Below are 14,107 nucleotides of genomic sequence, written 5' to 3'. Positions count from 1 at the left end.
CAGCGAGAAGTAGGTTTCGAAGCGGTAGTCGCCGTCGAGTGCCTTGATCTGCTCAATGACTTCCGGTGCGGTCTTCGACGGGTGACCGCCGACCTGCAGCAGGGCGAGCACCAGCGAGGTGAACTCGTGGCCCATGGGGATGCCGGCAAAACGCAGGCTGATGTTGCCGCCGATGCGGTTGAGCGAGAACGACGGCTTGCGCGCATCGTCGCCGTCGGTCTTGAGGGTGATCTTGTCGCTGAGGCCGGCGATGTCCTGCAGCAGGCTCAGCAGCTCCCGGGATTTCTCGCCGTCATCGAGGGACGCGACGATCTCGAAGGGCTGGCTGACCTTCTCCAGGTAGGCTTTCAACTGGGTCTTGAGATTGGTGTCCAGCATTGGCAACTGTCCTCATGAAATTGGCTGCCCGCGAGGGCTCGGTAAGGTTGATGAATCTCGAATGGATCAACCTTACGCTGAAAAGGGGCTATTTCTAAATTGATTAAACCACTCGTTCCGATTTATTCAGGCTATTCAAAAAGCAAAAACCCCGACCTATTGGCCGGGGTTGTCGTTGTGAGGCGAACGCTGAGAAACAGCGAACAGAGGAGCTAGAAGTCCAGGTTCGACACCGCCAGCGCATTGGTTTCAATGAACTCGCGACGCGGTTCTACAGCATCTCCCATCAGGGTATTGAAGATCTGATCCGCGCCGATGGCATCTTCAATCGTCACCTTCAACATGCGACGGACATTCGGATCCATGGTGGTTTCCCACAGCTGATCAGGGTTCATTTCACCGAGACCCTTGTATCGCTGAACGCTGTGCCGGCGAGTGCCCTCGGTCATCAGCCAGTCGAGCGCTTCCTTGAAGGTCGATACCGGCTTTTTACGCTCCCCACGCTGAACGTAGGCGCCTTCCTCAAGCAGGCTGTTCAGCTTCTCACCCAGCGCGGTCACCGTGCGGTAATCATTACTACCGAAGAAATCGCGGTTGAAGGTGATGTAACTGGCCAGCCCATGGGAGCTGATCTCGACTTCAGGCAGCCACAGATGGCGTTCCTTGTCCTCGCGCAGGCTGACGTTGTAGATCAGGCCAGAGCGCTCTCCCACCTTCAGCTGCGCGCTGTACTGATCCAGCCAGGCCTGCATGGCCCCCTGATCAGCCAGCTGCTCGACCGGCACGCGGGGCAGGTAGATGAAGTGCTCGGTGAGTTCCAGCGGATACAGACGCGACAGCCGCTGCAAGGTCTTCATTACCGTGCGGTAATCGTTGACCAGCTTTTCCAGCGCGCCGCCGGAAAGGCCCGGGGCGTGTTCGTTGACGTGCAGGCTGGCGTCTTCCAGGGCCGACTGGGTGAGGTATTCCTCCATCGCCTCGTCGTCCTTGATGTACTGCTCCTGCTTGCCACGCTTGACCTTGTACAGCGGCGGCTGGGCGATATACACGTAGCCGCGCTCGATCAGCTCGGGCAGTTGGCGGAAGAAGAAGGTCAGCAGCAGCGTGCGAATGTGCGAACCGTCGACGTCAGCATCGGTCATGATGATGATGTTGTGGTAACGCAGCTTGTCGATGTTGTATTCCTCTCGACCAATGCCACAACCCAGCGCAGTGATCAGCGTGCCGACCTCCTGGGAGGACAGCATCTTGTCGAAGCGCGCTTTTTCGACGTTGAGGATCTTGCCCTTGAGCGGCAGGATCGCCTGAGTCTTGCGGTTACGGCCCTGCTTGGCCGAGCCACCCGCAGAATCACCCTCCACTATGTAGAGTTCGGACAGCGCAGGATCCTTCTCCTGACAGTCAGCAAGCTTGCCGGGCAGGCCGGCGATATCCAGAGCCCCCTTGCGGCGGGTCATTTCCCGAGCCTTGCGCGCAGCCTCACGAGCGCGGGCGGCGTCGATCATCTTGCCGACGACGGCCTTGGCTTCGCCCGGATGCTCGAGGAGGAAGTCACCGAAGTACTTGCCCATCTCTTGTTCCACGGCGGTTTTCACTTCGGACGAAACCAGTTTGTCCTTGGTCTGCGAACTGAACTTAGGATCCGGAACCTTCACCGAAATGATCGCGGTCAGGCCTTCGCGGGCATCGTCGCCGGTGGTGGCGATCTTGTGCTTCTTGGCCAGGCCTTCCTGCTCGATATAGGCGTTCAGATTTCGCGTCAGAGCGGAGCGGAAACCGGCCAGGTGTGTACCGCCGTCGCGCTGCGGAATGTTGTTGGTGAAGCAGAGAATGTTCTCGTTGAAGCTGTCGTTCCACTGCAGCGCTACCTCGACCCCAACACCGTCGTCACGCTGGACGTTGAAGTGGAACACCTGGTTGACTGGCGTCTTGTTGGTGTTCAGGTAGGCAACGAAGGCACTCAGCCCGCCTTCGTACTTGAACAGCTCTTCCTTGGCAGTACGCTCGTCACGCAGGACGATGCCGACACCCGAATTGAGGAACGACAGCTCACGCAGACGCTTGGCCAGGATGTCCCAGCTGAAGTGGATGTTCTGGAAGGTCTCGGCAGACGGCTTGAAATGGATCTGAGTACCCGAGGCATCGGTTTCGCCAACCGGGGCGAGGGGCGCCTGAGGCACGCCATGCCGATAGAGCTGCTCCCAGACCTTGCCCTCGCGGCGAATGGTCAGCATCAGCTCCTCGGACAGTGCGTTGACCACCGAAACACCTACGCCGTGCAGGCCGCCGGAAACCTTGTAGGAGTTGTCATCGAATTTGCCGCCTGCGTGCAGCACGGTCATGATGACTTCGGCTGCCGATACACCTTCCTCATGGATATCCACCGGAATCCCGCGGCCATTGTCGCGAACGGTGATGGATTCATCGGTGTGGATGGTGATGGAGATGTCGCTGCAATGCCCGGCCAAGGCCTCGTCGATCGAGTTGTCGACGACCTCGAAGACCATGTGGTGCAAGCCGGTGCCGTCGTCGGTATCGCCGATGTACATGCCAGGGCGCTTGCGCACTGCATCAAGGCCTTTGAGTACCTTGATGCTCGACGAATCGTACGTGTGGTTTTCGCTCATGCCTTCACTCCCGAGGGGCCGTGGACGTGGGTGATTTGCCCATGTTCCACGTGAAACATTGAGACTGGCGTTTGTTCATGCCAGCCTTCTTGCAAAACGGTTGAATCTACGCAGGTGATAAAAACCTGACAGCCAAGTTGCTCGAGCAACTTGCACAGCGCCTGTCGATGCTGAGCGTCCAGTTCGGACGGCAGGTCATCGACCAGATAAATGCACTGCCCACGCTTGGCCTCGCTGACCAGATGGCCCTGAGCAATGCGTAACGCACACACCACCAACTTCTGCTGGCCACGGGACAACACTTCCGCCGCGTTGTGATTGCCAACCTTCAACCGAAGGTCTGCACGCTGAGGGCCAGACTGGGTATGTCCCAACGCCCGATCCCGATCCAATGACGAAGCGAGCACATCAGCCAGCGGACGGTCTTTGTCCCATCCCCGGTAGTAGCTCAGCTTCAGTCCATCCAGATCCAGCAGAGCTGCCAGCGTGGTCTCGAATACTGGTTTCAACGCCTGGATATAGGCCCGTCGATAACCGTCGATCTCATCGCTGGCCAGCGTCAGCTCCCGGCTCCAGGCCGCGTCCGAAGCGCCGTCCAGTGTACCATGCCGCAGCCACGAGTTCCGTTGCCGGAGCGCCTGTTGCAGGCGCTGCCAGGCAGTCATGAAACGATGTTCCACGTGGAACACACCCCAGTCGAGAAACTGCCGACGCAATTTGGGTGCGCCTTCAAGCAGCCGGAAACTGTCGGGATTGATCAGCTGCAAGGGCAGCGTATCGGCAAGCTCGGCTGCCGACCGTACACTTTGCCCATCGATGCGGATTCGCACTTCGCCACTGCGATCCCGAGCAACACCGAGCGCGCGGCTGTGCTGATCAGGCAACTCCACCTGACCGAATACCGTGCAGGCGGATTGCTCATAGGTGATCACAGGATTCAGCCGAATACTGCGGAAAGACCGCGCCAGGCCGAGCAGATGGATGGCCTCGAGCAGGCTGGTTTTGCCGCTACCGTTGTCGCCGAAGAGGATGTTGATACGAGGAGAGGGAGACAGCGTCACCGGGTGCAGATTGCGAACCCCGGTGACGGAGAGACGACTGAGGGACATTAAGGCAGCAGGTTTACAGGCGCATCGGCATCACGACGTACGCGGAGTCGTCATTGTCGAATTCCTGGACCAGCGCACTGCTGTTCGCATCGGAGAGAATCAGGCGAACCTGCTCGGTGGTCATCACACCAAGCACATCGAGCAGGTAGCTGACGTTGAAGCCGATCTCCAGCGAGCCACCGTTATAGTCGACTGCAACTTCTTCCTCGGCTTCCTCCTGCTCAGGGTTGTTCGCCTGGATCTTCAGCAAGCCGCTTTCCAGCTGCAAACGAATACCACGGTACTTCTCGTTGGAGAGAATCGCCGTGCGGCTGAACGCCTCGCGCAACAATTGGCGGTCGCCGACTACCAGCTTGTCACCGCCCCGCGGCAACACGCGCTCGTAGTCGGGGAACTTGCCGTCCACCAGCTTGGAGGTGAAGGTGAACTCGCCGGTGGTGGCACGAATGTGATGCTGACCCAGCACAATGCTGACCTCGGCGTCCTGGTCGTTGAGCAGTCGCGCCAGTTCCAGAATGCCCTTGCGCGGAACGATCACCTGGTGACGATCGGGCTGCTCGATGCCAGCCTGCATCGAGCACATGGCCAGGCGATGGCCGTCGGTTGCCACGGCACGCAACATGCCGTTGGACACCTCGATTAGCATACCGTTGAGGTAGTAGCGAACGTCCTGCTGCGCCATGGCGAAACTGCTGCGCTCGATCAGCTTGCGCAACTTGCCCTGCTCGACGCTGAAGGAAAGTGAACCCGGCCCTTCTTCCACAGTCGGGAAATCGTTGGCCGGAAGGGTGGACAGCGTGAATCGGCTGCGGCCGGATTTGATGACGATCTTCTGATCATCCAGGCGGACACTGATCAGGGCGTCGCTCGGCAAGCTCTTGCAGATATCCATGAGCTTGCGCGCAGGCACGGTGATTTCACCCGGCTCCGCGGCATCCTCGAGTGCAACACGGCCCACCAACTCGACTTCCAGGTCGGTACCGGTCAGCGAGAGCTGCTGACCTTGTACAACAAGGAGAACGTTGGACAGCACCGGCAAGGTCTGACGGCGCTCGACGACGCCAGCAACCAGCTGCAGGGGTTTCAACAGGGCTTCGCGCTGAATGGAGAAATGCATGGTCTGGTCCCTTGCCTATAGATTAGGTCGCACTCAGGTTGTCAAAGTTCGCAGCAAATTCTTGTAATCTTCGCGGATATCCGCGTCAGTTTCCCGCAGTTCGGCGATCTTACGGCAGGCATGCAAAACCGTGGTGTGATCGCGCCCACCGAACGCATCGCCAATTTCCGGCAAGCTGTGATTGGTCAGCTCTTTCGACAGCGCCATGGCTACCTGACGCGGACGCGCTACCGAACGGGAACGCCGTTTCGACAGCAGATCGGAAATCTTGATCTTGTAATACTCGGCCACAGTGCGCTGGATATTGTCGACGCTGACCAGTTTATCCTGCAACGCCAGCAAGTCCTTCAGCGATTCACGAATCAATTCGATGGTGATATCGCGTCCCATGAAGTGGGCATGGGCGATCACGCGTTTCAGTGCACCTTCCAATTCCCGGACGTTCGAGCGAATGCGCTGAGCGATGAAGAAAGCTGCATCGTGGGGCAGATCGACCTTCGCCTGGTCGGCCTTCTTCATCAGAATGGCAACACGGGTCTCCAGCTCAGGCGGCTCGACCGCCACGGTCAAACCCCAGCCAAAACGCGATTTCAGACGTTCCTCGAGACCATCGATCTCTTTCGGGTAACGATCACTGGTGAGGATGACCTGCTGGCCGCCCTCGAGCAGGGCGTTGAAGGTATGGAAGAACTCTTCCTGCGAGCGCTCCTTCTTGGCGAAGAACTGGATGTCGTCGATCAGCAGCGCGTCCACGGAGCGGTAGAAACGCTTGAACTCGTTGATGGCATTGAGCTGCAGCGCCTTGACCATGTCCGCTACAAAACGCTCGGAATGCAGGTACACCACCTTCGCATTCGGATTCTTCTTCAGCAGGTGATTGCCCACCGCATGCATCAGGTGGGTCTTGCCCAGGCCGACGCCACCATAGAGAAACAGCGGGTTGTAGCCGTGCTTGGGGTTGTCAGCGACCTGCCAGGCAGCCGCACGAGCCAGCTGGTTGGATTTACCCTCGACGAAATTCTCGAAGGTGAACGTACGGTTCAGGTAGCTGGTGTGCTTGAGGCCTCCTTCCACCTGTACGTTGCGCTCCACCCGGGGCTGCTCGGGTTCGCTGGTATCCGCCGATAATGGCTCGAAGCGCGCTGGAGACGGCGCTGCCGGCGCCGGGGTGCTGACAACCGGCGGCTGAGGCTGAGCGCGTGCGGCAGCCGCGGAGGGTAATGCCGCCGCCGAGGTGCGTTTACTACCTATCAACAGGGAAAGCGCGGGCGGCAGGCCACTGGATCGCTCGGAGAGCAGCTCCAGAAGGCGTGAAAGGTACTTCTCGTTGACCCAGTCAAGTACGAAACGGTTGGGCGCGTAGACCCGCAGCTCCTCACCGTCGCCTTCGACCTGAAGAGGACGAATCCATGTGTTGAATTGCTGAGCAGGCAGTTCATCGCGCAAAAGCTCAACACACTGCTGCCAAAGTTCCACCGACACGGAAACTCCTATCGACTCTGTCGAGGTAAGACGGCGGCCATTGTAGCCGCGCGACCTTCGGTTATCCACAACTACTCGGCCCTTCACCACCTGAACGCAGAGTGGAGCAGTGTTCTGTGGAAACAACCGTTCCGCGCAGGAGACCTGTTGATAACCCATCATGAGGGCGGTGTTTAAGGCTGTTGAAAAGCCCTTGATCGCTTCCCCTGTGGATATCTACCTGTTTCATCCCCAGGTTACGCAGATGCTCTGCACGCAATAGGCACCGCTTACCCACCTGGTTCAATTTTCTTGCAGCCCCCGGCGGCGTTGCGCTAGAGCCTGCTATCCACAGAAAACGGCGGCTACATACATAAGCATTACATCTTAAGAGCTTATAATTCTTTTCCTTTTATTTTTTTCAGCCAGATGGGACTGGTTGGAAATTGACCTGGCCGGATGGCTTCTCTACAATCGCCGGTCTCTTAAAAGGGGGCCATTCCGGCCCGCAATGGATCACCAGGTAAACGCACCATGAAACGCACTTTCCAACCCAGCACCATCAAGCGCGCTCGTACCCATGGCTTCCGTGCCCGCATGGCCACCAAGAACGGTCGTCAAGTTCTGTCGCGTCGTCGCGCCAAAGGCCGTAAGCGTCTGACCGTCTGACATCGGAACAGGTAGTGAGTCGGGGCTTCGGCCGGGAAAAGCGACTGCTTACTCCCCGCCAATTCAAGGCAGTCTTCGACTCCCCTTCCGGTAAGGTGCCGGGCAGGAACGTCCTGCTGCTGGCACGAGAGAACGATCTGCAGCATCCCCGCCTCGGGCTGGTGATCGGCAAGAAAAGCGTCAAGCTTTCGGTTGAACGTAACCGCATCAAGCGGCAGATACGTGAGACCTTTCGCCATCATCAACTGGAACTGGCGGGCTGGGACATCGTGATCGTCGCCCGCAAGGGATTGGGTGATCTGGACAATCCCGAACTGGCGAAGCAATTCGCCAAGCTCTGGAAGCGACTGTCACGCAGCCCATCCAAGACCGCCGTCGAACCTGGAGCCGCCAACAGCACCCATGCGTAAATTGGCCATCGCTTCGATCAAGGTCTACCAGTACGCCATCAGCCCCATGATGGCCAGTCACTGCCGTTTCTATCCAAGCTGCTCCTGCTATGCACTCGAGGCCATCGAAAATCATGGTCTGCTGCGTGGTGGCTGGCTGAGTCTGCGCAGGTTGGGGCGCTGCCACCCGTGGAATCCCGGTGGCTACGATCCCGTGCCTACCCATAACACTTCCAATTCATCTCCGATGGCCGAGTAACCATGGATATCAAACGCTCGATACTGCTCGTAGCACTAGCAGTCGTTGCCTACCTGATGGTTCTTCAATGGAATCAGGATTACGGTCAGGCAGCCCTGCCTGCCGAAACCGCGCAAACCCAGGCTGGCGTTCCGACCCTTCCGGATAGTCCCAGCGCTACCAGCGAGGGTAACGCCGACGACGTGCCAGCAGTCGGTGGCCAGCAACAGGCCAGCGCCCTGCCGGCTACCGCTCCGAGCAGCCAGCTGATCCGCGTGCGTACCGATGTGCTGGATGTGGCCATCGATCCGCGCGGCGGCGACATCGTCGAGTTGCACCTGCCGCAGTTCCCGCGTCGTCAGGATCGTCCGGATGTGCCGTTCCAGCTGTTCGAACGCAGCGGCGAGCGTACCTACGAGGCACAGAGCGGCCTGATCGGCGATGGTCCGGACAAGGCCAGTGGCCGTCCCCAGTACAGCAGCGAGGAGACCGAGTACCAACTGGCCGAGGGTCAGGACCAGCTGGTCGTCGATCTGAACTACAGCGCTGATGGCGTCAACTACATCAAGCGTTTCACGCTCGAGCGCGGCAACTACGCGCTGAAAGTGAACTACCTGATCGACAACCAGAGCGAACAGCCCTGGACCGGTTATCTGTTCGGCCAGCTCAAGCGCGACAAGAGCGGCGACCCGTCCTCGAGCACCGCCACCGGTACCGCCACCTACCTGGGTGCCGCGCTGTGGACTAAGGATGAGCCCTATCGCAAGGTCTCCATGGGCGACATGGACGACAAGAACCTGCGGGAAACCGTGCAGGGTGGCTGGATTGCCTGGCTGCAGCACTACTTCGTCACCGCCTGGATTCCTCAGGCGGGCGACACCAACCAGGTGCAGACACGCAAGGACAGCCAGGGCAACTACATCATCGGGTTCACCGGCCCGGCGGTCACCGTGCCGGCTGGCGCCCAGGGTGAAACCGGCGCCACTCTGTATGCCGGTCCGAAGAGCCAGGACAAACTGGAAGAGCTGTCGCCTGGTCTGCGTCTGACCGTCGACTACGGCATCCTCTGGTTCATCGCCCAGCCGATCTTCTGGCTGCTGGAAAATATCCACGCGCTTCTGGGCAACTGGGGCTGGTCGATCATCGTCCTGACGATCATCATCAAACTCGCCTTCTTCCCGCTTTCTGCCGCCAGCTATCGGTCGATGGCGCGCATGCGCGCCGTTTCGCCGAAAATGCAGGCTCTGAAGGAGCAGTTCGGTGACGATCGCCAGAAGATGTCCCAGGCGATGATGGAGCTGTACAAGAAGGAGAAGATCAATCCGCTGGGCGGCTGCCTGCCGATTCTGGTGCAGATGCCGGTGTTCCTGGCGCTGTACTGGGTGTTGCTGGAAAGCGTCGAGATGCGCCAGGCGCCCTGGATGTTCTGGATCACCGACCTGTCGATCAAGGATCCATTCTTCATCCTGCCGATCATCATGGGCGTGACCATGTTCATTCAGCAGCAGCTTAACCCGACGCCGCCGGATCCGATGCAGGCGCGGGTGATGAAGCTGTTGCCGATCATCTTCACCTTCTTCTTCCTCTGGTTCCCAGCTGGTCTGGTGCTGTACTGGGTCGTCAACAACGTCCTGTCCATCGCCCAGCAGTGGTACATTACCCGGCAGATCGAGGCGGCGGCGAAGACAGCCTGACGTCTCAACAGCCACATGCAGAACGCCCCTTGATTGGGGCGTTCTGCTATCTGCCATCCAGAAAGGAGGCCTCATGAATCCAGTTCGCGACACCATCGCCGCCGTCGCTACAGCCCCTGGCCGCGGAGGCGTCGGCATCGTCCGCGTATCGGGGCAGCGTGCCAGAGCGATCGCGATCATCCTGACCGGCCGCGAGCCAACACCACGGCATGCGCACTACGGCGCGTTTCACGCGGACGATGGCGAAGTGATCGATGAGGGGCTGCTGCTGTTCTTTCCAGGACCGCATTCGTTCACCGGCGAAGACGTTCTTGAACTGCAGGGCCATGGCGGTCCGGTTGTGCTGGACATGCTGCTGCAGCGCTGTATCGAACTCGGCGTGCGACTGGCGCGGCCCGGTGAGTTCAGCGAGCGTGCGTTCCTCAACGACAAGCTCGATCTCGCGCAGGCCGAAGCCATTGCCGATCTCATCGAAGCCAGCTCCGCGCAGGCGGCGCGCAATGCAGTGCGCTCGCTGCAGGGCGAATTCTCGCGGCGGGTACATCAGCTGACCGAAAAGCTGATCCAGCTGCGCATCTACGTTGAAGCCGCGATCGATTTTCCCGAAGAGGAAATCGATTTTCTCGCCGATGGTCACGTGCTCGAACAGCTCAACGGCGTGCGCGAAGAGTTATCCACAGTGCTGCGTGAGGCCGGGCAGGGCGCCTTGCTGCGTGATGGGATGACCGTGGTCATCGCCGGTCGGCCCAATGCCGGCAAGTCCAGCCTGCTCAACGCGCTGGCTGGCCGTGAGGCAGCCATCGTCACCGATATCGCCGGAACCACCCGTGACGTATTGCGTGAACATATCCTCATCGATGGCATGCCCCTGCACGTGCTCGATACAGCCGGCCTGCGTGATACCGAGGATCAGGTCGAGCGCATCGGCGTGCAACGCGCCCTCAGCGCAATCGGGGAGGCCGACCGCATTCTGCTGATGGTCGACGCCAGTGCACCCGAGGCGCAGGATCCGCTCGCACTGTGGCCCGAGTTTCTGGACTTCAGCCCGGAGCCTGGCAGGGTAACGCTGATCCGCAACAAGGCCGACCTCAGCGGAGAGGCGATTGCTCTGAGCGTCAGCGTCGATGGCCACGTGACGCTAAGCCTGTGTGCGCGTTCAGGCGAAGGCATCGAACTGCTGCGTGAACACCTGAAGCAGTGCATGGGGTACGAGCAGACCGCCGAAAGCAGTTTCAGCGCGCGGCGCCGGCACCTCGATGCACTGCGCCTGGCCGACGAGCATCTGCGGCACGGCTACGACCAGCTGACGCTTGCCGGCGCCGGTGAGCTGCTGGCCGAAGACCTGCGTCTGGCGCAGCAGGCACTGGGTGAGATCACTGGCGCGTTCAGCTCCGATGACCTGCTCGGGCGCATCTTCTCGAGCTTCTGCATAGGCAAGTAACAATTGAAAAAGCGTCCGGACGACCCCGTCCGGGCGGCGTTTCGGTGTGCCGTCCGGCAAGGTGGCGGTCTGCGCCTGCCCCACTGCAGGCGCCGTTAACACTGAGCTGGCGACCCGTCAGGGCCCCGCCCGCCATCCTTTTCTCGCGGTCTTTCGTACCCCGCGTGCCGCTGCGCCTGACATAGCTGGTAACAGCCGTCGACGCATCCTTTGAACTACCTTTGTTATCAAAACACGCAGCCGTTTCCAGCAATCCCCGACAAGAGGATGGCGCCGTGCTTGCTGCTTTACTCGTTTCATTCCTGGGGGCAATCCTCGCCAGGTTCGTCGTCAGCCGTACCTTTCCCCATGGCGGATGGGTCGCTGCGCTGTTGCCGGCCGGGCTGTTCCTGTTCTTTCTGGCGAAAGGCGCCAGCCTGCCCGAGGTCGGTGCCATCACCGAAACCCTCGAGTGGGTGCCGGCGCTGGGCATCTCGCTGACCCTGAGGCTGGACGGCTTCGCCCTGCTGTTCGTGCTCCTGATCACCGGCATCGGCACCCTGGTGACGATCTACGCGGGCGCCTACTTCGCGCATTCGCCGAAGGAGGAGGCCGCGCGTTTCCTCACCCTGATCCTGCTGTTCATGACCGCCATGCTGGGGACGGTGCTGTCCGACAACCTCATCGTCATGTTCGTGTTCTGGGAAGCGACCAGCCTGCTGTCGTTCATGCTGATCGGCTTCAACTCCCACCGCGCGCAAGCACGCAAAGCGGCGCTGCAATCGCTGATCGTGACCGGCGGCGGGGGACTGGCACTGTTCGGTGGCATCCTCTTGATCGGCATGACGCTGGGTACCTTTTCACTCTCCGAAGTGGCGCAGCGTGCGACTGAGCTGCTGGCCAGTCCCCTGGCCGTACCGGCGATGATCCTGATCATGCTCGGCGCCTTCACCAAGTCGGCGCAGCTGCCGTTTCATTTCTGGCTGCCGCAGGCCATGGAAGCGCCGGCACCGGCCTCGGCCTTTCTGCACTCGGCAACCATGGTCAAGCTGGGCGTGTACCTGCTGGCCCGTTTCGATCTCATATTCGAGGGTATTCCGGCGTTCGGGGCGACCCTGGTGATCGTCGGCAGCCTGACCATGCTGGTGGCCGCGGTACGCGCGCTTTCCACCGATGGCTTCAAGGAAGTCCTGGCGCATTCCACCGTGGGCTCATTGGGGGTGTTGGTGATGCTGATCGGGCTGGACGGTGACTACTCGGTGACCGCGCTGATTGCCTTCATCATCGCCCATGCGCTGTACAAGGCGGCGCTGTTCTTCTGCGCCGGAACCACCATCCACGCGGTTGGCGAGGGGCGCCTGAGCAAGATCGGCGGCTTGGCCCGACGCCTGCCGATGACCACCCTGGCGGCCGGCATGGCGGCGATTTCGATGGCCGGACTGCCGCCGACACTGGGCTTCATCACCAAGGAATACCTGTTCGAGAGCCAGCTCAACGCGTCCTCTGGCTGGGTGGTGGTCGCTGTGGCGGTTCTGGTCAATGCGGTGTTTGCGGCAATCGCCGGGGTGGCGGCCATCCGCCCCTATTACCTCGGCAAGACACGCAGCGAGGTCAAGCATCCGGAGACCCTGGGCCTGTACCTCGGCCCGCTGGTACTGGGAGGGCTGGGCTTCCTGTTCGGCCTGGCGCCGGACTTTCTCGTGCGTGGGCTGATCCAGCCGGCCAATGATGTGCTGGTCGGGCATACCGTGGACCTGTCCTTTTCGCTCTGGCACGGCTTTACGCCGATGCTCGCGCTGAGCGCCACCGTGGTCGCCTTCGCCGGCGGGCTGATCGCCTACTGGCATCGCATCCACTACGCGCTGTCACTGAACAAGGGACTGGCCCGGGTGCTTGGCGATTTCGGCTTCAACGCCGCATTCGCCGGCCTCCTGCGCCTGGCCGAACGCTGCACCCGGTTGCTGCAGAACGGCGATCAGCACCGCTACACCTCCACGGTCGCGGCAGCCGTGTTGCTGATCATCGGCTATGGCGTGCTGGCCAGCGGTACGCGCCCGGTAATCGCCCTGACCGACGGGCGCTTCGATATGCCCTCGGTCATCGTGCTGCTGCTGATGTGCCTGGGTGCCTTTGCCGCCACGCGCACCCCATCGCTACTGCGCGCCATGATCGCGGTTGGCGTGGTGGGGTTCGGCTCGGCGCTGATCTTCCTGCTCAATGGCGCGCCGGACGTTGCGCTCACCCAGTTCTCGGTCGAAGTGCTGCTGGTGCTGATTCTGGTCGCGCTGCTGCTGCGGGTGCCTGAGCGCGCCGCATCGACCCGCGAGCCGCGGGAAAAGCGCCTGGACATCCTGATCTCGGCCGGCTTCGCGCTGGTGGTCTTCGTCGCGCTGGCTGCCACGGTGGCACTGCCACTGGATGGACGGATCTCCGACTTCTACGCCGCAACCAGCTACCTCGAGGCCCATGGTCGCAACGTGGTGAATGTGGTGCTGGTGGACTACCGCGCCATCGACACGCTGGGTGAGGTGATCGTGGTGGCCTTCGCCGCAATGAGCGTGTGGGGGCTGCTGCGGATTATGCCCCGCCGGAGGGCCGCGCCATGAATTCACTGATCTTTGCCGCCTTCTCGCGGATTCTCTTCATTCTGATGCTGGCGGTGTCGCTCTTCGTGCTCTACCGCGGACACAACGAGCCGGGTGGCGGTTTCGTCGGCGGGCTGATCGCCGCGGCCGGGTTCGCGACGCTGGCACTTGCCCGTGGCGTGGACGTCGCGCGCGCCACGCTGCGCTTCGAGCCGATGACGGTGATTGGCTTCGGCATCCTGGCTGCACTGCTTGGCGGGCTGCCCGGCCTCTGGCTGGACGACTCGTTCCTGGCTCACCAGTGGGCGATTCTCGGCAGCGCCCATATCGGCACCACCTTGCTGTTCGATATCGGCGTCTACCTCGTCGTGCTGGGCGGCATCCTTTCTCTGATTCTGCGTTTCTACGAGGGCCTCTGAT

At 60.8% G+C, this 14,107-nt stretch carries 11 protein-coding genes and 1 pseudogene; 7 read left to right on the top strand and 5 right to left on the bottom strand.

Translation table 11 applies throughout. From position 1 onward, the window contains the following. The 5 genes and pseudogenes from EA798_RS12290 to dnaA all read right to left on the bottom strand — a co-directional run. Nucleotides 1-378 (bottom strand): annotated as a pseudogene (locus tag EA798_RS12290) (alkyl hydroperoxide reductase subunit F); the annotation flags it as partial. A 212-nt stretch (nucleotides 379-590) separates the two neighbouring features. Then, complete coding sequence (gyrB, locus tag EA798_RS12285; protein WP_106156914.1) at nucleotides 591-3,005, bottom strand: DNA topoisomerase (ATP-hydrolyzing) subunit B; 2,415 nt, start codon at nucleotides 3,003-3,005, stop codon at nucleotides 591-593. After that, on the bottom strand, nucleotides 3,002-4,114 hold the full coding sequence (recF, locus tag EA798_RS12280; RefSeq protein ID WP_106156916.1) for a DNA replication/repair protein RecF: 1,113 nt from the start codon (nucleotides 4,112-4,114) through the stop codon (nucleotides 3,002-3,004). Before recF ends, gyrB begins: the two co-directional genes overlap by 4 nt. A 13-nt stretch (nucleotides 4,115-4,127) precedes the next feature. Next, nucleotides 4,128-5,231, bottom strand: a complete 1,104-nt coding sequence (gene dnaN, locus EA798_RS12275; RefSeq protein WP_106156918.1) for a DNA polymerase III subunit beta — start codon at nucleotides 5,229-5,231, stop codon at nucleotides 4,128-4,130. A gap of 33 nt (nucleotides 5,232-5,264) precedes the next feature. Then, the gene (gene dnaA / locus EA798_RS12270) at nucleotides 5,265-6,713 is read right to left on the bottom strand and encodes a chromosomal replication initiator protein DnaA (RefSeq protein ID WP_106156920.1); all 1,449 of its coding nucleotides are present in this window, start codon (nucleotides 6,711-6,713) and stop codon (nucleotides 5,265-5,267) included. Between the two features lie 513 nt (nucleotides 6,714-7,226). On the opposite strand from dnaA, the gene rpmH reads away from it, so the two are divergent. The 7 genes from rpmH (at nucleotide 7,227) to EA798_RS12235 (ending at nucleotide 14,106) form a co-directional block, all read left to right on the top strand. Beyond that, entirely contained in the window at nucleotides 7,227-7,361 is a 135-nt protein-coding gene (gene rpmH, locus EA798_RS12265) for a 50S ribosomal protein L34 (RefSeq protein ID WP_003290924.1), read from the top strand. A 14-nt stretch (nucleotides 7,362-7,375) separates the two neighbouring features. Continuing rightward, nucleotides 7,376-7,771 carry a ribonuclease P protein component gene (gene rnpA, locus EA798_RS12260; RefSeq protein WP_122099113.1) on the top strand — a complete coding sequence of 132 codons (396 nt, stop codon included), beginning with the start codon at nucleotides 7,376-7,378 and terminating at the stop codon, nucleotides 7,769-7,771. After that, the gene (gene yidD, locus EA798_RS12255) at nucleotides 7,764-8,009 is read left to right on the top strand and encodes a membrane protein insertion efficiency factor YidD (RefSeq protein WP_106156923.1); all 246 of its coding nucleotides are present in this window, start codon (nucleotides 7,764-7,766) and stop codon (nucleotides 8,007-8,009) included. The genes rnpA and yidD overlap by 8 nt, the downstream gene beginning before the upstream one ends. 2 nt (nucleotides 8,010-8,011) lie before the next feature. Then, nucleotides 8,012-9,682: a membrane protein insertase YidC gene (yidC, locus tag EA798_RS12250; RefSeq protein WP_122099112.1), complete on the top strand. Its 1,671-nt coding sequence runs from the start codon at nucleotides 8,012-8,014 to the stop codon at nucleotides 9,680-9,682. 73 nt (nucleotides 9,683-9,755) lie between these two features. After that, the gene (gene mnmE, locus EA798_RS12245) at nucleotides 9,756-11,123 is read left to right on the top strand and encodes a tRNA uridine-5-carboxymethylaminomethyl(34) synthesis GTPase MnmE (RefSeq protein ID WP_122099111.1); all 1,368 of its coding nucleotides are present in this window, start codon (nucleotides 9,756-9,758) and stop codon (nucleotides 11,121-11,123) included. 275 nt (nucleotides 11,124-11,398) lie between these two features. Continuing rightward, a complete protein-coding gene (gene mbhE / locus EA798_RS12240) occupies nucleotides 11,399-13,708 on the top strand; it encodes a hydrogen gas-evolving membrane-bound hydrogenase subunit E (protein WP_122099110.1) in 2,310 nt (769 codons plus the stop codon). After that, complete coding sequence (locus tag EA798_RS12235; protein ID WP_106156933.1) at nucleotides 13,705-14,106, top strand: MnhB domain-containing protein; 402 nt, start codon at nucleotides 13,705-13,707, stop codon at nucleotides 14,104-14,106. Before mbhE ends, EA798_RS12235 begins: the two co-directional genes overlap by 4 nt. Nucleotide 14,107: the final 1 nt, after the last annotated feature.

This window comes from Pseudomonas songnenensis (genome assembly GCF_003696315.1).
Classification (GTDB): domain Bacteria; phylum Pseudomonadota; class Gammaproteobacteria; order Pseudomonadales; family Pseudomonadaceae; genus Stutzerimonas; species Stutzerimonas songnenensis.
The sequence above is the reverse complement of the archived record's forward strand: the minus strand, read 5'-3'. Positions and strand labels throughout refer to the sequence as shown.

Excerpts from the sequence above, each read along its gene's own strand:
- gyrB (WP_106156914.1), bottom strand. The coding sequence starts at position 3,005 with ATGAGCGAAAACCACACGTACGATTCGTCGAGCATCAAGGTACTCAAA.
- recF (WP_106156916.1), bottom strand. The coding sequence starts at position 4,114 with ATGTCCCTCAGTCGTCTCTCCGTCACCGGGGTTCGCAATCTGCACCCG.
- dnaN (WP_106156918.1), bottom strand. The coding sequence starts at position 5,231 with ATGCATTTCTCCATTCAGCGCGAAGCCCTGTTGAAACCCCTGCAGCTG.
- rpmH (WP_003290924.1), top strand. The coding sequence starts at position 7,227 with ATGAAACGCACTTTCCAACCCAGCACCATCAAGCGCGCTCGTACCCAT.
- yidD (WP_106156923.1), top strand. The coding sequence starts at position 7,764 with ATGCGTAAATTGGCCATCGCTTCGATCAAGGTCTACCAGTACGCCATC.
- yidC (WP_122099112.1), top strand. The coding sequence starts at position 8,012 with ATGGATATCAAACGCTCGATACTGCTCGTAGCACTAGCAGTCGTTGCC.
- mnmE (WP_122099111.1), top strand. The coding sequence starts at position 9,756 with ATGAATCCAGTTCGCGACACCATCGCCGCCGTCGCTACAGCCCCTGGC.
- EA798_RS12235 (WP_106156933.1), top strand. The coding sequence starts at position 13,705 with ATGAATTCACTGATCTTTGCCGCCTTCTCGCGGATTCTCTTCATTCTG.